This window comes from Citrobacter sp. Cpo015, from assembly GCF_030333035.1.
GTDB classification, from domain to species: domain Bacteria; phylum Pseudomonadota; class Gammaproteobacteria; order Enterobacterales; family Enterobacteriaceae; genus Citrobacter; species Citrobacter portucalensis.
In genome coordinates this window covers 915,477-933,888 of sequence record NZ_JAOWGS010000037.1, presented here as the reverse complement: position 1 = coordinate 933,888, position 18,412 = coordinate 915,477, and the positions used below count along the sequence as shown (strand labels likewise).

Sequence of the window (18,412 nt, the reverse complement as noted above, 5' to 3'; positions counted from 1 at the left end):
ACAGGTACCGAGGCCTCATCGCACCTGTTTCGGCAGACATCCGTAATGCTGGCGAAATCTTGCAGTAAATCGTGAACCTGACAGATAGCCACAGCGTAACGCTATTTCGCCAATCGGCAGCGTGGTCGACTGTAGTTGAGAGAGCGCACAGGACATTCGCACCTCCTCGACTATCTGCCGGTAACTCTGCGATTCCATCTGTAATCGTCTGCGTAACGTCGAGGTACTGATAGACAGGTGACCAGCAATCTCCTGAGCTGTCCATAGCTTAGCAGGGGATAACATAATTAGTTGTCGCACCTGTTCAGTAAGATTAAACCGTCGCTCGATAAGCAGAGGCCCCGCCACACCATCATGCAGTAGCGCCAGCAATAATCCCATCGCCTGATGCTCCTGCAATATTGCAGGTAAGTCCTGGCGTACTGCATCCAGCAAGCTTTCCCACATAAAAGCCAGTCCGTTGCTCATTGGCGTACATAGCGACGTCAATTTTGCCGGAGGGAAATCCTCGACCCAGTTATTTTTAAACGCGGTAATGATGCTCGTCGATAGCAACAACAAATCCGAGCGAAATGCTCCCTGTTCCGGCTGATTAATAATCTCCAGAGGCGTATTCGCCGGGATGATAATCAGCTCACCCGGTCCTGCAACCAGACGATTTTCATCCTGAATAATGACCTTACTTCCCTGCGTAATATGGCAAATAGCAGCAGAAAACAGTTTAACCCGATGCAAGTGGTGCAGATGGCCGGAACGCACCTCAGCGGTGGTAAGGTTGTTATGGCGAAAATGTACATCCTGCACCAGAGTATCCTCTTTATTTTCTTGCGTAAGTGGCGGTTAATTCAGCTTTAGCAATCACGTGGCTGTTCAGCATAAAACCGACTAGGGCACCGCTGGCGTTACTGTCAATTGGCAACTCGTCTGTATTTAACGCCCACACGGTAAACTGATAGCGATGAGGTTTATCGCCCGGCGGTGGACAGGCGCCACCGAATCCAGCATAACCGAAATCATTGCGTCCCTGAACTGCTCCAGCGGGTAACTTATCCATGCTGGCCCCGCCAGGAAGAGTGTGGATCTGAGCAGGAATATTTACGACGGTCCAGTGCCACCAGCCGCTTCCCGTTGGCGCATCAGGATCAAACAGCGTAATGGCAAAACTTTTGGCATCAACTGGCGGATTTTGCCAGCTCAGTTGTGGGGAGATATTGTCGCCACTGCAGCCAAATCCCTTAAACACCTGTTTTTGCGTTAACTTCAGGTTAGCGGGTATGTCGGTGCTGTTGAGGCGAAACGTCGAGGCGGCAGAGGTATTAAAACTCAACGCAACAATGGCGGCGGTAGCCAGAAAGTAGACAGCTTTCATTGCATTTCCTTTTTCTGATTAAGAAATAGCAATGTAAACGGTGGGCATAAAAGAAACTGTGCCTCTGTGATAGAGTTTTGTGCCGAAACGCTCAACGCCATACCCTGATGATTGACCTCACCATCTGTGCTACTCTACGCGCCATTTTATTTTAATGGTTTCAGGTTGGTAGTTTACTCCAGCCCGCGTCACTGTTTGTGAGAGGTTGCTCCGCATGACTGAATCTACAATTCCACATTATCCTCGTTTAGTGTTAGCCAAAGGGCGCGAAAAATCATTACTGCGCCGCCATCCGTGGGTATTTTCCGGTGCTGTCGCACGTATGGAAGGTAAAGCCAACCTCGGTGAAACCATCGATATTGTTGACCATCAGGGTAAATGGTTAGCACGCGGCGCGTACTCACCCGCGTCGCAGATCCGTGCACGCGTCTGGACATTCGACAAGTCTGAGTCCATCGATATTGATTTCTTCACCCGTCGTCTGCAGCAGGCGCAGACATGGCGTGACTGGCTGGCGAAAAAAGACGGTCTGGACAGTTACCGTCTGATCGCCGGAGAATCCGATGGCCTGCCGGGCATCACCATTGACCGCTTCGGCAACTTCCTGGTGTTGCAGTTGCTCAGCGCGGGGGCTGAATACCAACGCGCCGCGCTGATTAGCGCTCTGCAAATTGTTTTCCCGGACTGCGCCATTTATGACCGTAGCGATGTGGCCGTACGTAAAAAAGAAGGTATGGAGCTGACTCAAGGGCCAGTAACGGGTGAGCTTCCGCCAGCCCTGCTGCCAATTGAAGAGCACGGAATGAAGCTGCTGGTTGATATTCAGCATGGTCACAAAACCGGCTATTACCTCGATCAACGCGACAGCCGCCTGGCCACGCGTCGTTATGTGGAAAATCAGCGTGTGCTGAACTGTTTCTCTTATACCGGCGGCTTTGCGGTCTCAGCATTAATGGGCGGATGCCGTCAGGTCGTCAGCGTTGACACCTCTCAGGAAGCGCTCGATATTGCCCGCCAGAACGTGGAACTGAACAAGCTGGATCTGAGCAAAGCTGAGTTCGTGCGTGATGATGTGTTCAAACTTCTGCGTGCTTATCGCGATCGTGGTGAGAAATTCGACGTCATCGTGATGGATCCGCCGAAATTTGTCGAAAACAAAAGCCAGTTGATGGGTGCCTGCCGCGGCTATAAGGACATCAATATGCTGGCTATTCAGTTGCTCAATCCGGGCGGTGTGCTGCTGACTTTCTCCTGCTCTGGGCTAATGACCACCGATTTATTTCAGAAAATCATCGCTGATGCCGCAATAGATGCTGGTCGTGATGTACAATTTATAGAGCAGTTCCGTCAGGCCGCCGATCACCCGGTGATCGCTACCTACCCGGAAGGGCTGTATCTGAAAGGGTTTGCCTGTCGCATCATGTAACTTGAAAAGTGGAATATTACCCTTACATAAAGGGTATCTATTTCCCGGGAGGTGACTATGATTGCCAGCAAATTCGGTATCGGCCAGCAGGTCCGCCATTCCCTGTTAGGTTACCTCGGAGTGGTCGTGGATATCGACCCGGAATATTCGCTTGATCAACCGTCAGCCGATGAGTTGGCGGTTAACGACGAACTTCGCGCCGCTCCCTGGTATCACGTGGTGATGGAAGACGATAATGGTCTGCCAGTGCATACGTATCTGGCCGAAGCACAGCTGAGTAGTGAGCTACAGGAAGAACATCCGGAACAACCGTCGATGGATGAACTGGCGCGAACAATTCGAAAACAGCTTCAGGCCCCGCGCCTGCGCAATTGATGCTAACACAGGCCCGATGGCGATTCGCTAATCGGGCCTGTGCGTTTTGTTCGGCTACAGATCAGCCTTACTTCGCCAGTCCCAACCGCGGGATCTCAATCGCCGGGCAGCGATCCATCACCACCATCATCCCTGCATCGCGAGCCAGCACGGCTGCCTGCTCGTTAATCACGCCGAGCTGCATCCATAGCGTCTTCGCGCCGATGGCAATTGCCTCCTGAGCAACACCCCACGCCGCTTCAGAATTACGGAAGACATCTACCATATCCACTTTCTCTGGTACATCTGCCAGCGTCGCATAGCCCTGCTGCCCCAGCAGCGTTTTTCCGGCAACCTTCGGTGAAACAGGAATAACGTGATAGCCCTGATCGAGTAAATATTTCATCACCCGATAGCTTGGACGATCGGGTTTATCGCTTGCCCCCACCAGCGCAATCGTATGGGTCGTTGTCAAAATGCCAGCAATATCGGTCTCTTTCATCGTTTTCCTCCAGGCTGTTTAGCAAAGTGTACGACAAACCTGCCCCCGCAACCATTCATCCCATACTGGCGCATGAGAGCTAAACTCAAAAATATGTCTATATGTTAGTAAACATGATTATCGAAAAATTTAGATACATCTTATACAGATATTTTCTGGACAGGAGAAACCTATGAAAGCCGGCATTGTGACAGCCTTGATTGCCCTATGTTTGCCGGTAACCGTTTTTGCTACCTCTTTACGTCTGTCTAATGATATTGACCTTCTGGTACTGGACGGAAAAAAAGTCTCCAGCTCATTACTGCGTGGTGCCGACAGTATTGAGCTGGAAAATGGTCGGCACCAGCTCGTGTTTCGCGTAGAAAAAACCATTCGCCTGTCCAGCCACGAAGAACGTCTGTATATTTCGCCTCCGTTGGTCATCAGCTTTGATACCCAACTCGTCAGTCAGGTTAATTTCCACCTCCCACGCCTGAGCAACGAGCGGGATGCAACGCATTTTGATGATGCCCCGCGCGTAGAACTGCTGGATGGGGACTCCATGCCTATACCGGTTAAGCTGGATATTCTGTCAATCACGTCCACCGCAAAAATCGTAGATTATGAAATGGAAACAGAGCGCTATAACAAAGCGGCTAAGCATGCGTCTTTACCACAATTTGCCACGATGATGGCCGATGACAGTTCGCTGCTTTCCGGGGTGTCTGAACTGGATCGCGTGCCGCCTCAGTCGCAAACACTGACCGAGCAGCGCTTAAAATATTGGTTTCAACAGGCTGACGCACAAACGCGAAGTAACTTCTTACAATGGGCGGAGAAACAACCCCCATCGTGACATTTATGTTCGTATACGCATTTTTTTTGTCTTTCTCTTGCAGCGTCAAGTGCTTCCAGTACTCTGTAACAAGGTTAACTTGGGAGCTGTACTATGGAATTAACGACTCGCACATTGCCAGCGCAGAAACATATTGCGTTGGTCGCACACGATCACTGCAAAAAGATGTTGATGAGCTGGGTTGAACGCCACCAGCCATTACTGGAAAAACACGTTCTGTATGCAACAGGAACAACAGGAAACTTAATTCAACGCGCGACAGGAATGGACGTCAACGCCATGCTGAGCGGCCCGATGGGGGGTGACCAGCAGGTGGGTGCGCTGATTTCAGAAGGGAAAATTGATGTGCTGATTTTCTTCTGGGATCCGCTCAACGCCGTTCCCCACGATCCTGATGTTAAAGCCCTGCTACGTCTGGCCACAGTCTGGAACATTCCAGTCGCCACCAACGTGTCAACGGCTGATTTTATTATCCAGTCGCCAAACTTCAACGACGCAACGGATATCTTGATCCCGGATTACGCCCGTTATCTGGCAGAACGCCTCAAATAAACGCTAAGCAGGCGGTAATTGCCGCCTGCTTTTCAGGGTTTCCGGGTCACCGGAACGTCTAATTGCTTAAGCTCATCAACAAAGCATGATGGCGCGTCTTTGCTAAACAGTAGCCATACCCGATGCCGCGCACGCGTTAGCGCCACATACAGCAACCGTCTCTCTTCTGCATCAGGAAAATCTTCAACAGCCGGGAGTAACGCCTCTTCCATAATCGACTCACGAGCCGGAGCCGGGAAACCGTCATTCCCTTCGTGAAGCCCCATCACAATGACGTAATCCGCCTGCTGCCCTTTGCTGGCATGAATAGTCATAAAATCCAACTGCAGCTTAGGCCAGCGGGTGGCCGCTTTGTCCAGGCTGGCAGGTTTGAGATGATGGTATCGCGCCAGCACCAGAATTCTCTCTTCGGCTTTCACAAAACCCGACAGCTTATCCAGCAACAGATCTAACTGGCTTTCGTCGAGCAACGTGACGGCTTTTTTATCACCGGTCGCCAGACTGTTCAGCGGTTTTGTGAGCTGGTGTGGGTTTTGCTGGATAAACTGGTTTGCGACTTCGCCGATACGGCTATTAAAACGGTAAGTCGTATCCAGATTACAGCTATCGCCCTCGCCGAAGTTTTGCTGGAATGCGGTTGTCAGAGAAAGCTGTGCTCCGCTGAACCGGTAAATTGCCTGCCAGTCATCTCCCACGGCAAACAGCGTGGTCTGCGAGTTTTGCTTACGCAAGGCGGCTAACAGGGCGGCGCGCTGAGGGGAAATATCCTGAAATTCATCGACCAGAATATGTTTCCACGGACTGATAAACCGCCCCTTCTCCAGAATGACAATAGCCTGATGGATCAACCCGGAGAAATCGACGGCATTCTCATCCTTCAGGGCACTCTTCCAGGCCTTGAGCAGCGGCGCCATTAGCTTTATGCGTTTACTGAACAGATCACGGATCTCCTCCGGAGCATTAGCAATCATCTCCGCCTGTGCTCCGCCATGCATACGCATCAAACTAACCCAGCGATCCAACCGGGAAGCCAGACGGCGCTGTAATTTTTCGTCATCCCAGAAGTTACCTTCGGGTACAGACCACTGCATTTCTTCTTCTAACCATTGTCGCCAACCTTTAGCCTGAGCCTTTTTCTCACTGCACTGCTGACGCCAGGTTGTTATAAGGAGTTTGTTGCGCGCGATGGCATCATTTTCCAGCTTGCTCACCGTTGGAACTTTTTTGCTACCTTGCGAAATAATGTGCAACGCGAGTGAATGGAACGTCCGTGCGGTGACCTCATCCGTATGCAGACGCTCACGGATGCGGTCATCCATCTCCTGGGCGGCTTTGCGTCCAAACGCCAGCAACAGGATCTGTTCTGGTGCAGCTTCTCCTCGTGCAAGCAACCAACCAGCCCGGGCAACCAACACAGATGTTTTACCGCTTCCAGCACCTGCAAGTACCAACAATGATTGCTCACCATTCACCACCGCGCGCGCCTGAGCAGGGTTCAACGGCGAAGATTCAATATGCTGGAAAAACTCGGCATACTCTTCCAGCATTGCATCGGTGTACGCCTGATTGTGCTGTAAGCGACAGGCTTCAATGTCTTTCAACCATGCCTGGCATTGACGTAACGCCTCCCGGCAATTTTCAAATTCCTCCAGCCGATTAACCGGGAGCGGTAACGCGGCAAAGGCACGGCGAATCTGCTGCTGCAGCCCTGACGTTTGTTCGCGCGTCAGCCATTTACTTTCACTAGTACGCGCCTCTATCGCATCCAACTGCTGCTGTAAAACCCCCGCAGCAACGTCACTCATTTCCTGGCTCCACTGTTGCCAGAGCGCATTCAAATGATGATGGAAGCGCTGGGTTTCCGCCCACTCTGTACCGTGAAGACGAACCACCTTCTCATCCGGGAGTACAAACTCCAGCTCGCCCCATACCAGGCCGCGTTTGCAATGAATAGCCAGTAACTGATTGAAGGGAATAAGATACTCGTGACGATCGCCGGAAACTTTAATCCCGGCATTGAGAATAACGGCCCGATCGTAAGGGTGTTGTGCCAGACGTTTTCCAAGAGAAGTTGCTTTCAGTTCCATAAGACTCAAGCGGATCCACACGAAGAGGTTTGCTTATCAGTGTAACCGCCAGAGAAAACGTGCTCCAGCCCAAAAAAACGTTACAATTGCCGAATTCACAGAAAACCAGAGTTAACCGAGGGTTTATGCGTACTGTTCTGAATATTTTAAATTTTGTGCTTGGGGGGTTCGCCACCACCCTGGCCTGGTTACTGGCAACGCTGGTCAGTGTCGTGCTTATTTTTACTTTACCCTTGACCCGTTCATGCTGGGAGATAACCCGACTTTCGCTGTTTCCCTATGGCAACGAAGCGATTCATGTCGATGAACTGAATCCGGCCGGTAAAAGCGTCCTGTTAAATACCGGCGGCACCGTGCTCAATATTTTCTGGCTGATTTTCTTCGGCTGGTGGTTGTGCCTGATGCACATTATCTCTGGTATTGCTCAGTGCATTACGATTATTGGTATTCCGGTTGGCATTGCAAACTTTAAAATCGCTGCCATTGCGCTCTGGCCGGTGGGTCGCCGGGTGGTTTCAGTAGAAGTTGCCCGTGCAGCGCGTGAAGCCAATGCACGTCGTCGTTTTGAATAATCAGGACCGATGGCCTTTATGTTAAGTCCTCTGCTCAAACGCTATACCTGGAACAGCACATGGCTGTACTACGTGCGGATTTTTATCGCGCTATGCGGCACAACGGCGCTACCCTGGTGGCTGGATGACGTCAAGCTGACTATCCCACTCACGCTGGGTATGGTCGCTGCCGCACTTACCGATCTGGACGATCGTCTCGCAGGCCGATTGCGCAATTTAATCATCACACTGGTGTGCTTTTTTATTGCCTCAGCCTCCGTTGAACTGCTCTTCCCATGGCCATGGCTGTTTGCTATTGGGTTAACGCTTTCCACCAGCGGCTTTATTCTGCTGGGGGGATTAGGCCAGCGCTATGCAACTATTGCTTTTGGTGCATTGCTGATCGCCATTTACACGATGCTGGGCACCTCGCTTTACGATCAGTGGTATCAACAACCCATCCTGCTGCTCGCTGGCGCTATCTGGTATAACCTGCTGACGCTCACCGGTCATCTTCTGTTCCCCATCCGCCCCTTACAGGACAATCTTGCACGCAGCTACGAACAGTTAGCGCACTACCTGGAACTGAAATCGCGTCTTTTTGACCCCGACATAGAAGATGAAAGCCAGGCACCGTTGTATGATTTAGCTCTCGCGAATGGCCAACTGATGGCAACGCTGAATCAGACTAAAGTGTCGCTGTTGACGCGCCTGCGCGGTGACCGTGGACAACGAGGAACACGTCGCACGCTACATTACTATTTTGTGGCGCAGGATATTCATGAACGCGCAAGCTCTTCACACATTCAGTATCAAACGCTACGCGATCATTTCCGTCACAGCGATGTGATGTTCCGTTTCCAGCGGTTGATGTCGATGCAAGGGCAAGCCTGTTCACAATTATCTCGCTGTATTTTATTGCGCACGCCTTACCAGCACGATCCGCACTTTGAGCGCGCCTTCACCCATATAGATGCCGCACTTGAGCGCATGCGTGCCAGTGGTGAACCTGCCGACCTGCTCAATACGCTGGGTTTTTTACTGTCAAACCTACGGGCAATCGACGCGCAGCTTGCTACCATAGAGTCTGAACAGGCTCAGGTACTCTCGCGCAATGAGTCTGAAAATCAGCTTGCCGATGACAGTCCCCATGGATTCAGTGATATCTGGTTACGTCTGAGCCGTAATTTCACCCCTGAGTCTGCTCTGTTTCGCCATGCCGTTCGCATGTCGTTAGTGCTCTGTGTTGGTTACGCCATTATCCAGATAACCGGCATGAATCACGGATACTGGATCTTGCTGACCAGCCTGTTTGTCTGTCAGCCAAACTACAACGCCACCCGACATCGCCTGGCGCTCAGGATTATCGGCACGTTGGTTGGGATTGCCATTGGTTTACCGATCCTGTGGTTTGTGCCCTCTCTCGAAGGGCAACTGATACTCCTGGTGATCACTGGTGTACTGTTTTTTGCCTTTCGCAACGTCCAGTATGCTCACGCCACCATGTTTATCACGCTGCTGGTGTTACTGTGCTTTAACCTGCTCGGCGAAGGCTTTGAGGTTGCGCTGCCGCGTGTCATCGATACGCTAATTGGCTGTGCTATCGCCTGGGCTGCTGTCAGTTTCATCTGGCCAGACTGGCGTTTTCGTAACCTACCACGGGTAATTGAACGGGCGACTGACGCTAACTGCCGCTACCTTGATGCTATTCTCGAGCAATATCATCAGGGCCGTGATAATCGTCTGGCCTACCGTATCGCTCGCCGTGATGCGCATAATCGTGATGCTGAACTCGCCTCCGTGGTATCAAACATGTCAAGCGAGCCGGATGTCACGGCCCAAACCCGCGAAACGGCGTTCCGTTTACTGTGTCTCAACCATACGTTTACCAGCTATATTTCTGCGCTGGGCGCACATCGCGAACAACTGACCAATCCAGACGTTTTGGCATTGCTGGATGACGCTGTTTGCTATGTTGATGATGCCCTTCACCATCAACCCGCTGACGAGCAGCGTGTATATCAGGCGTTAGAAGGGCTGAAGCAGCGAATTCAGCACCTGGAACCACGCCCGGACAGTAAAGAGCCGCTGGTCGTTCAGCAAGTTGGGCTATTGATCGCCCTGCTCCCAGAGATCCGGCGATTACAGCAGCAAATTGACGTGCTGCCGTCTAATACCCCGGCTCCGGCGTAAGAGAACTTACCCACTCAACCAGCTCCTGGCGACGCGTCGCCGGGAGCGCGGCTTCATGTATCCCCCCTACCGCGCCTTCAAGGGCATAGAGTACTTTTACCGTCAGAGCCGGGTTATTTTGCCGAAGTTTCAGCCAGCACATTTGTGCCCCCAACGATCGCATGGTCCCCTCATCTTTAATTCCAGCTTCATTCAACAGAGTCTCCAGATGAAACGTCATATTCGGCAATTCCCGCAGACGATGCTGGGCAAAGCGACTCTGTTTTTCCTTAACCGCTGCATCCAACGAATATCGCGATAGCGACACCAGCTGCTGCTGGTTTTGCCACAGGGCATCGTTCACCTGGTAATAATTAAGTACAAGAGGACGTCCGCGCTTAATAAATGTCAGCCAGACAGGAGAATTTTGTACACAATACTGGGCGCTCTGCTCACAGGCGCGAAGATACAGCTCACCATTAGCGACCATGGCAAAGACCGTATCGCCAACCGTCAGACTGTAGCCACCAAACAGTGAGCGATAGTGAATTGTCCCCAGAGAAGCCAGATATTCCTGCGATTTATAGATCCTTGCATAAGAAAGCTCTTTCATAAAAATCCTTTTTAAATCATAACGTAAGCAAATGATTTTCAGTAGCGGATCCGTTAATGACGAAAATAGGCAACTTATGCGTATGGGGCAAGATGAATTTTATTTTTCCCGTGACGACGACTAAAAAATGCGAACCTGTTTCCGAAAATAAGGTTGATCTTTGTTGATGGCAGGGTTACTGTATATCCATACAGTAACTCACAGGGCTGGATTGATTATGTACACTTCAGGCTATGCAAATCGTTCATCGTCGTTCTCTTCCACATCAAGCAACATTGCGCGCGTTTCATCAGAGAACGCAACCGCTGGGCTTATCAGTGAAGTTGTCTATCGCGAGGACCAGCCCATGATGACACAACTGCTGCTGCTTCCCCTGCTGCAACAGTTAGGGCAACAATCACGCTGGCAGCTGTGGCTGACGCCTCAGCAAAAATTAAGCCGGGAGTGGGTGCAGTCAGCTGGACTTCCATTGACGAAAGTCATGCAAATTAGTCAGCTCTCCCCCTGCAATACGCTGGAATCGATGATTCGTGCGCTGCGCACGGGTAATTACAGCGTCGTTATTGGCTGGCTGGCGGAAGAATTAACGGAAGATGAACATGCCGAACTGGTCAAAGCGGCTGATGAAGGTAATGCGATGGGTTTTATCATGCGTCCGGTTCGCGCCCAGACACTTGCGGGGAGACAGCATTCCGGGCTAAAAATTCACTCGAATTTGTATCATTGAGTAAAATTAGGATTTATCCTGGAATTTTTTTTCATCTCTCAATTTGTCTTTGAGCTGTAATGTGTTTTTCGTCTGAACGCTTGTCTGAAGCGGTTTTCAGGATATCCTCAGTACATTTATTCAGCCATAAATGTTAAATATTGTGTATACAAGCCTTTTTTTTTCATATGCCTGACGGACTTCACACTTGTAAGTTTTCAACTACGTTGTAGACTTTACATCGCCAGGGGTGCTCGGCGTAAGCCGCAGATATCGGTAGAGTAACTATTGAACTGGTCCCCGGGTGAAGGATTTAACCGTGTTATCTCTCTTCGGAGATATTCATGGCGAATTTTGGATGATAACGAGGCGCAAAAAATGAAAAAGACAGCTATCGCAATTGCAGTGGCACTGGCTGGTTTCGCTACCGTGGCGCAGGCCGCTCCGAAAGATAACACCTGGTACGCTGGTGCTAAAATGGGCTGGTCTCAGTACCATGATATTGGCAACAACCAGATCAATAACACCGGGCCTACCCACGAAAGCCAACTGGGTGCCGGTGCGTTCGGTGGTTATCAGGTTAACCCGTACGTTGGTTTCGAAATGGGTTATGACTGGTTAGGTCGTATGCCGTACAAAGGCACTGCCGACACTACCAATCAAAATGGCGCTTTCAAAGCTCAGGGCGTTCAGTTGACCGCTAAACTGGGTTACCCAATCACTGACGATCTGGACGTTTATACTCGTCTGGGTGGTATGGTTTGGCGTGCAGACGCTAAAAGCAGCAGCGGCTTCAAAGACCACGACACTGGTGTATCCCCAGTATTCGCTGGTGGCGTAGAGTATGCAATTACTCCTGAAATCGCCACCCGTCTGGAATACCAGTGGACCAACAACATCGGTGACGCGAACACCGTTGGTGGTCGTCCGGATAACGGCCTGTTGAGCGTTGGTGTTTCTTACCGTTTCGGTCAGCAGGAAGAAGCAGCTCCAGTAGTTGTTGCTCCGGCTCCGGCTCCAGAAGTACAGACCAAGCACTTCACTCTGAAGTCTGACGTTCTGTTCAACTTCAACAAAGCAACTCTGAAACCAGAAGGCCAGCAGGCTCTGGATCAGATGTACAGCCAGCTGAGCAACCTGGATCCGAAAGACGGTTCCGTAGTAGTTCTGGGCTTCACTGACCGTATCGGTTCTGACGCTTACAACCAGGCTCTGTCCGAGAAACGTGCTCAGTCCGTTGTTGATTACCTGATCTCTAAAGGTATTCCTTCTGACAAAATCTCTGCACGTGGCATGGGTGAATCCAACCCAGTTACTGGCAACACCTGTGACAACGTGAAAGCTCGCGCTGCACTGATCGACTGCCTGGCTCCGGATCGTCGTGTTGAGATCGAAGTTAAAGGCATCAAAGACGTTGTAACTCAGCCTCAGGCTTAAGTTATCGTCTTATAAAAAACCCCGCTATGCGGGGTTTTTTTTCATCTGTTTTCATCCAAAGTAAGCCACGCATTAAACCAGCCGACCGCTACTCTTTCCCCAGCAACGCCTGTAAATCCTGTTTCAATGTCGACATTTTGTTCGCGTACTTCTCTTTATGCTCTGCGTCTTCAATTAGCTGCACAATAGTTTCAGAAAGCGTTTTTCCGCGCCGCTGCGCAAGACCTGCCAGACGTTGCCAGACCATAAATTCCAGATCGATGGATTTCTTCCGGGTATGCTGATGCTCAGCATTAAAGTGCCGCTTGCGCCTGGCACGTATGGTTTGTTTCATACGATTAAGCAGCGCAGGATTCATGTGTTCTTCAATCCAGCTATTGACCCGAACCGGTTCATTTTCGAGGGTTAGCAATAAATCAACGGCTTCTTTGGCAGCGCTGGCCTCGACGTAACGGGTGATTAATTCCCCCTCACGATGCTTCTTCACCAGATACTTCCATTTCCAGCCGCTTTCAAGGTTTTCAAGTTGTTGATATTTCATTGCGATCTCAATGTTACCGTGTAACTCTTATCAGAATATCAGCTTTTTCGGCATCTGAAGAAAAGAATATCCAGCCTGTGAACTGTCGCGTGTCATCACAACCGTTTCACGGTGCTTTCCAGGTGTTTAGTGGTGAGGGTTACGGTATAATCTCGTTTTTTACAACAGACTAAAAAACATCAACTTTGACCATTACGAAACTTGCATGGCGTGATCTGGTTCCTGATACCGACAGTTATCAGGAAGTATTTGCACAGCCGCACGTCACTGACGACACCGACACCTTACTTAGTGATACTCAGCCACGTTTACAATTCGCGCTAGAGCAGCTTCTTCAGCACTGGACAACATCCTCGTTCATGTTGGTAAAAGCACCGGAAGAGCTTGAGTATCTCAACCTTATTGCAAAGGCTGCACGTCCCTTGCACACGGATGCAGGAAGCCTGACTGGCGGTCATTACGACATCTCCGGTCACACTATTCGTTATCGTACAGCTGAGAAAGCGGAAGACAATTTTGCGACGTTGACGCAGGTGGTCAGCGCTGACTGGGCCGAAGCCGAACAACTGTTTGGCTGTCTGCGTCAGTTCAATGGCGAAATTACGCTGCAGCCAGGTCTGGTACATCAGGCCAATGGAGGTGTGCTGGTTATCTCATTGCGCACGCTGTTGGCCCAACCGCTGTTATGGATGCGCCTGAAAGCCATTGTCAGCCACGAGCGTTTTGATTGGGTGGCTTTTGATGAGTCTCGCCCGCTGCCTGTCTCCGTTCCGCCTATGCCGCTTAAACTGAAAGTGATTTTGGTGGGTGAGCGTGAATCGCTGGCGGATTTCCAGGACATGGAACCAGAGCTGGCTGAGCAGGCCATTTACAGCGAGTTTGAAGATAATCTGCAGATAGTGGATGCCGAAACCATGACACAGTGGTGTCAATGGGTCACGCATACTGCTATGCGCAATAATTTGCCTTACCCCGCTCCTGATGCCTGGCAGGTTCTGATCCGTGAAGCCGTTCGCTATACCGGTGAACAGGATACATTGCCGCTTAACCCGCTGTGGATCACCCGACAGTTCAAAGAGGTGGCTCCGTTATGCGAGGGCGAAACCTGCAACGCTGAACAGTTCAGCCTGATGCTGGCTCAGCGCGAATGGCGTGAGGGATTCCTGGCTGAACGCATGCAGGATGAAATTCTGCAAGAGCAGATCCTTATCGAGACGGAAGGCGAGCGTATTGGCCAGATCAACGCCTTGTCGGTGATTGAGTTTCCGGGCCACCCACGCGCATTTGGCGAGCCTTCTCGTATTAGTTGCGTCGTGCATATTGGCGACGGCGAGTTTACGGATATTGAGCGCAAAGCCGAGCTTGGCGGAAATATTCATGCCAAGGGTATGATGATTATGCAGGCGTTCCTGATGTCGGAACTCCAACTGGAGCAACAAATCCCCTTCTCTGCCTCGCTGACCTTTGAGCAATCTTACAGTGAGGTGGACGGTGACAGCGCGTCTATGGCAGAACTGTGCGCATTGATTAGCGCTCTCGCCGACGTTCCTGTAAATCAAAGTATCGCCATTACCGGTTCTGTCGATCAGTTTGGTCGGGCACAACCTGTCGGTGGTCTGAATGAGAAAATTGAAGGTTTCTTCACCATCTGCCAGCAGCGTGAGCTGACGGGCACGCAGGGCGTTATCATTCCTTCGGCTAACGTCAGACACCTCAGCCTGCAGCCTGCGCTGCTACAGGCCATAGAAGAAGAAAAATTCACTATCTGGGCGGTGGACGACGTGACCGATGCGCTGCCACTGTTGTTAAATCTGGTGTGGGATGGCGAAGGCCAGACAACGCTGATGCAAACCATTCAGGAGCGTATTGCCACGGCAACGCAACAGGAAGGTCGTCACCGTTTTCCATGGCCGCTACGTTGGCTGAACTGGATTATTCCGAACTGATCGGACTTGTTCAGCGTACACGTGTTAGCTATCCTGCGTGCTTCAATAAAATAAGGCTTACAGAGAACATGGTAGATAAACGCGAATCCTATACGAAAGAAGACCTTCTTGCCTCTGGTCGCGGTGAGCTGTTTGGCGCTAAAGGGCCACAACTGCCAGCACCAAGCATGCTGATGATGGACCGTGTCATCAAGATGACCGAAACCGGTGGCAACTTTGACAAAGGTTATGTTGAAGCTGAACTGGATATCAACCCGGACCTGTGGTTCTTCGGTTGTCACTTTATCGGCGATCCGGTGATGCCGGGCTGCCTGGGTCTCGACGCCATGTGGCAACTGGTTGGATTCTATCTCGGCTGGCTGGGCGGCGAAGGTAAAGGCCGTGCGCTGGGCGTAGGCGAAGTTAAATTCACCGGCCAGGTTCTGCCGACCGCGAAGAAAGTCACTTACCGCATTCACTTCAAACGCATCGTTAACCGTCGCCTGATCATGGGCCTGGCAGATGGTGAAGTGCTGGTTGATGGTCGTCTGATCTACACAGCAAACGATCTGAAAGTGGGTCTGTTCCAGGACACTTCCGCGTTCTAATCCAGAATTGCGAAGCAGCCAGACATTAACGTTTCCCCGTTTTTTTCTGGTGTGCAAAAAGGCGAAACCTCCGCTCTGCGGAGGTTTCTTTTATCTAAAGAGACAGAATCAGGCCATTAAAACCCTATCCCCCATGGCTTCTCGCCAGCCTCCCAGCCAGTATGACCTCTGATTCAGCGTCTGATAGGGACACATTTCTTTTGAGCGTCCGGCAATGCCGGCCTGATATCCACGTTGATGTGCCCGTTCCAGGCGATCTCGTTTTTGTCTCTTCATGCCTCGTTTCCCTCATTTTTGGGTCTGGTGGAAAAGAAAACAGTGATTACTAAGTGTGCAATCACACTAAACGAATACCCCTAAACATCAGGTTCGTCAATGCGCAAAATTCACGCCAGTGTCATATTTGTGAGCTAGCCTCTAAATCATTTGTACAAAAATAGTCAGTCAGAACAGCTATCTTCACGGCTAAAAAAATAAAAAAAACCGCCCCGGGCAATGAACCAGGGGCGGCATAATTTACAATTATTTAAGCTTAAGGGATGCGTTTCAGCTCTTGAGCAATGGCCGTTGCTTCCTGACTCCAGGCGTTGGCAAGAACCTTCACCATCTCATCGTAGCCGTCTTTAGTCTGTACAGCTTCGATGTGGAACGGGCGTTTGATCAGTTGTCCCTGATGATTCAGCAACCATTCACCGCTCACAATAACCTTACCATCGTACCGACCGTGGAAGCCAGTTACGGTCACGTTCAGCGTATCCTGAGTGCTTCCCAGCGGTTGTGAAGCGACAACCCAGCCAGGCAACTGCATACTGAGGTTCGCAACCAGTGTATTGCGCAATTGCTGATCTAATGGGCTGGCCCAGAGATTATTATTGGCTATCACATATTGCACATCGCTGGTCTGGTAAACCACCCCATTACCGGCCAGATAATCAGGTACCGCAATCTGTTCAACCCACAGCAGACGGTTTCCCTGATTGGCAGAGCTCTGCACACCACCTTGTGCGATAGGGAGCTGGTAATAGCTTTTATTTTCTCCGCTGGAGCTGCATGACGTCAGCCAGACCGCCATCATCACCACTAGCCACTTTTTCATTGTTTCGCCCTCTTCGGCTCTGGATCTTTTTTGTCCTTCGCTTCAAATACCAGCGCATTACTCTTATCGTTCAACGTTTTCAGTACCGGTTGCAGTTCACGCAGTACCTGATCAAGACGCTGCATATCCGCCACCATCTTGTTGTAGGCCGCGGAACCAGGCTGGAAGCCCTGCATACTACGATTCAGTTCACGTAGCGTGTTCTGCATATCCGCCGGCAGATCCTGCATCGACTGGCTGGACGTGATCTTGTTCATATTATCCAGCGTGGTTTGCAGATGTTTCATTGTGCGCTGGCTTTCCGACAGCGTATTGGTTGCCTGCTCAATCATCGGGTTCAGCGGCAGATTGTTAATCTTATCCAACGCTTCCATCAGACGCTGTTGGATCTGCGCCAGACCACCGCTCACGGTCGGAATAATTTGATAACCATTGAATTCGCGTACACCGGTAATCGGCGGCTCTTTCGGGTAGAAGTCGAGATCGACATACAGCGCGCCGGTTACCAGGTTCCCGGTTTTGAGCGATCCTCGTAATCCGCGTTTAAGCAGTTGCTCCAAATGAGCGCCAACATCGGTATCTTCTCCCAGCTGTGCCTTCAGACGTTCAGGTTCAATACGCACCAGCACCGGAATGCGGTAATCATTGTTAAATACCTGACGCATATTCGGTGAGAAGAAAGGTACTTTACTCACCGTACCCAAGCGGATGCCACGGAATTCCAGCGGTGCACCAGGCTGTAGGCCACGAATCGAATCTTTAAAGAACATCAGGTAATCAATATGATCGGTATACAGGGAATCCTGAATACTTTTTTGATCGTCATAGAGGTTAAATGAGGCCTGCTGCTCAACCGGTTGACCTTGTTCCAGCCCTTCGGGCACATCAAAACTTACACCACCGCCAAACAGCGTGGAGAGCGATCCCATTTCTACGCGCATACCTGCTGAGGTAAGATCTACGGCGATCCCGCTGTCTTTCCAGAAACGTACATTGCTGGTCACCAGACGATCGTTAGGCGCATTGATGAAAAGCTGATAGCTGATCGTACGCTTTTGCGCATCAAACGTGCTGGTTTCAACCGAGCCCACACGATAGCCGCGGAAAAGCACCGGATCGCCTGGGCTCAACTGACCGGCTTTTTTGCTGTCCAGAATCACACGGATCCCTTTTGCATCTGGCGGGGCCAGCGGCGGTGAATCCAGCAGTTGGTAATTTTCCAGCTTACTGCCTTTATTGCCAGGCTGCAGTTCAATATAAGCCCCGGACAATAGCGTGCCGAGCCCACTGATACCTTCACGTCCAACCTGCGGCTTCACCACCCAAAAGACAGAATCTTTATGCAGCAGCTTTTCCATTCCGGAGTTAAGACGCGCTTTAATCTCCACATGGGTCAAATCATCAGTCAGGGTTGCGCTCTCGACGATACCGACATCCACGCTGCGGCTCTTAATCGTCGTTTTGCCCCCTTCAATACCTTCGGCATTGGTGGTAATCAGCGTGACTTCCGGCCCCTGATGACTGTAGTGATAAAACAGAACCCACGCGCCAATGAGTGCAGTGACGATAGGGAATATCCACACGGGCGACCAGTTTTTTACCTTTTGCACTTTGGCTTCCCCACTTTTAGATTCCATG

General features: G+C 50.8%; 19 protein-coding genes. 10 read left to right on the top strand and 9 right to left on the bottom strand.

Annotation, left to right across the window (positions count from 1 at the left end):
• Positions 1-15 precede the first annotated feature (15 nt).
• Complete coding sequence (locus OGY67_RS20165; protein WP_103284992.1) at positions 16-804, bottom strand: helix-turn-helix transcriptional regulator; 789 nt, start codon at positions 802-804, stop codon at positions 16-18.
• A gap of 13 nt (positions 805-817) precedes the next feature.
• Positions 818-1,369 carry a YbhB/YbcL family Raf kinase inhibitor-like protein gene (locus OGY67_RS20160; RefSeq protein ID WP_048227014.1) on the bottom strand — a complete coding sequence of 184 codons (552 nt, stop codon included), beginning with the start codon at positions 1,367-1,369 and terminating at the stop codon, positions 818-820.
• A 214-nt stretch (positions 1,370-1,583) separates the two neighbouring features.
• On the opposite strand from OGY67_RS20160, the gene rlmI reads away from it, so the two are divergent.
• On the top strand, positions 1,584-2,795 hold the full coding sequence (gene rlmI, locus OGY67_RS20155; RefSeq protein WP_048227015.1) for a 23S rRNA (cytosine(1962)-C(5))-methyltransferase RlmI: 1,212 nt from the start codon (positions 1,584-1,586) through the stop codon (positions 2,793-2,795).
• 57 nt (positions 2,796-2,852) lie between these two features.
• Positions 2,853-3,170, top strand: coding sequence for a heat shock protein HspQ (hspQ, locus tag OGY67_RS20150; RefSeq protein WP_003035905.1), 318 nt, complete (start codon positions 2,853-2,855; stop codon positions 3,168-3,170).
• 67 nt (positions 3,171-3,237) lie between these two features.
• Here the strand turns inward: hspQ and OGY67_RS20145 are convergent, their stop codons facing one another.
• On the bottom strand, positions 3,238-3,651 hold the full coding sequence (locus OGY67_RS20145; RefSeq protein ID WP_153753380.1) for a CoA-binding protein: 414 nt from the start codon (positions 3,649-3,651) through the stop codon (positions 3,238-3,240).
• A 172-nt stretch (positions 3,652-3,823) separates the two neighbouring features.
• Between OGY67_RS20145 and csgI the strand changes: the two genes are divergently transcribed.
• Entirely contained in the window at positions 3,824-4,486 is a 663-nt protein-coding gene (gene csgI / locus OGY67_RS20140) for a curli synthesis inhibitor (protein WP_016149882.1), read from the top strand.
• Between the two features lie 93 nt (positions 4,487-4,579).
• Positions 4,580-5,038 carry a methylglyoxal synthase gene (gene mgsA, locus OGY67_RS20135; RefSeq protein WP_003035897.1) on the top strand — a complete coding sequence of 153 codons (459 nt, stop codon included), beginning with the start codon at positions 4,580-4,582 and terminating at the stop codon, positions 5,036-5,038.
• A 32-nt stretch (positions 5,039-5,070) separates the two neighbouring features.
• Here mgsA and helD read toward each other — a convergent pair whose 3' ends face one another.
• The gene (helD, locus tag OGY67_RS20130) at positions 5,071-7,125 is read right to left on the bottom strand and encodes a DNA helicase IV (RefSeq protein WP_286574435.1); all 2,055 of its coding nucleotides are present in this window, start codon (positions 7,123-7,125) and stop codon (positions 5,071-5,073) included.
• Between the two features lie 125 nt (positions 7,126-7,250).
• On the opposite strand from helD, the gene OGY67_RS20125 reads away from it, so the two are divergent.
• Both OGY67_RS20125 and yccS read left to right on the top strand, forming a co-directional pair.
• A complete protein-coding gene (locus tag OGY67_RS20125; RefSeq protein WP_003831998.1) occupies positions 7,251-7,697 on the top strand; it encodes a YccF domain-containing protein in 447 nt (148 codons plus the stop codon).
• An 18-nt stretch (positions 7,698-7,715) separates the two neighbouring features.
• Positions 7,716-9,869, top strand: a complete 2,154-nt coding sequence (gene yccS, locus OGY67_RS20120; RefSeq protein WP_032944368.1) for a YccS family putative transporter — start codon at positions 7,716-7,718, stop codon at positions 9,867-9,869.
• Here the strand turns inward: yccS and OGY67_RS20115 are convergent.
• A complete protein-coding gene (locus OGY67_RS20115) occupies positions 9,847-10,461 on the bottom strand; it encodes a TfoX/Sxy family DNA transformation protein (RefSeq protein WP_003831996.1) in 615 nt (204 codons plus the stop codon). The two genes, yccS and OGY67_RS20115, sit on opposite strands and share 23 nt — an antisense overlap.
• Positions 10,462-10,678: 217 nt before the next feature.
• On the opposite strand from OGY67_RS20115, the gene sulA reads away from it, so the two are divergent.
• Together sulA and ompA are read left to right on the top strand one after the other, a co-directional pair.
• A complete protein-coding gene (sulA, locus tag OGY67_RS20110) occupies positions 10,679-11,188 on the top strand; it encodes an SOS-induced cell division inhibitor SulA (RefSeq protein ID WP_008784287.1) in 510 nt (169 codons plus the stop codon).
• A gap of 357 nt (positions 11,189-11,545) precedes the next feature.
• Positions 11,546-12,604, top strand: coding sequence for a porin OmpA (gene ompA, locus OGY67_RS20105; RefSeq protein ID WP_137377301.1), 1,059 nt, complete (start codon positions 11,546-11,548; stop codon positions 12,602-12,604).
• An 88-nt stretch (positions 12,605-12,692) separates the two neighbouring features.
• Here the strand turns inward: ompA and matP are convergent, their stop codons facing one another.
• Complete coding sequence (gene matP, locus OGY67_RS20100; RefSeq protein ID WP_032942905.1) at positions 12,693-13,145, bottom strand: macrodomain Ter protein MatP; 453 nt, start codon at positions 13,143-13,145, stop codon at positions 12,693-12,695.
• Between the two features lie 185 nt (positions 13,146-13,330).
• On the opposite strand from matP, the gene OGY67_RS20095 reads away from it, so the two are divergent.
• Entirely contained in the window at positions 13,331-15,091 is a 1,761-nt protein-coding gene (locus OGY67_RS20095; RefSeq protein WP_137377300.1) for an AAA family ATPase, read from the top strand.
• A gap of 68 nt (positions 15,092-15,159) precedes the next feature.
• Entirely contained in the window at positions 15,160-15,678 is a 519-nt protein-coding gene (gene fabA, locus OGY67_RS20090) for a bifunctional 3-hydroxydecanoyl-ACP dehydratase/trans-2-decenoyl-ACP isomerase (RefSeq protein ID WP_003035875.1), read from the top strand.
• A gap of 108 nt (positions 15,679-15,786) precedes the next feature.
• On the opposite strand, the gene rmf is transcribed toward fabA, so the two are convergent.
• The 3 genes from rmf to pqiB form a co-directional block, all read right to left on the bottom strand.
• On the bottom strand, positions 15,787-15,954 hold the full coding sequence (rmf, locus tag OGY67_RS20085) for a ribosome modulation factor (protein WP_003035871.1): 168 nt from the start codon (positions 15,952-15,954) through the stop codon (positions 15,787-15,789).
• 256 nt (positions 15,955-16,210) lie between these two features.
• Positions 16,211-16,774, bottom strand: coding sequence for a membrane integrity-associated transporter subunit PqiC (gene pqiC, locus OGY67_RS20080; protein ID WP_003035868.1), 564 nt, complete (start codon positions 16,772-16,774; stop codon positions 16,211-16,213).
• Positions 16,771-18,411 (bottom strand): intermembrane transport protein PqiB, encoded by a 1,641-nt coding sequence (pqiB, locus tag OGY67_RS20075; protein WP_048235695.1) that lies wholly within the window; start codon positions 18,409-18,411, stop codon positions 16,771-16,773. The genes pqiC and pqiB overlap by 4 nt, the downstream gene beginning before the upstream one ends.
• Position 18,412: the final 1 nt, after the last annotated feature.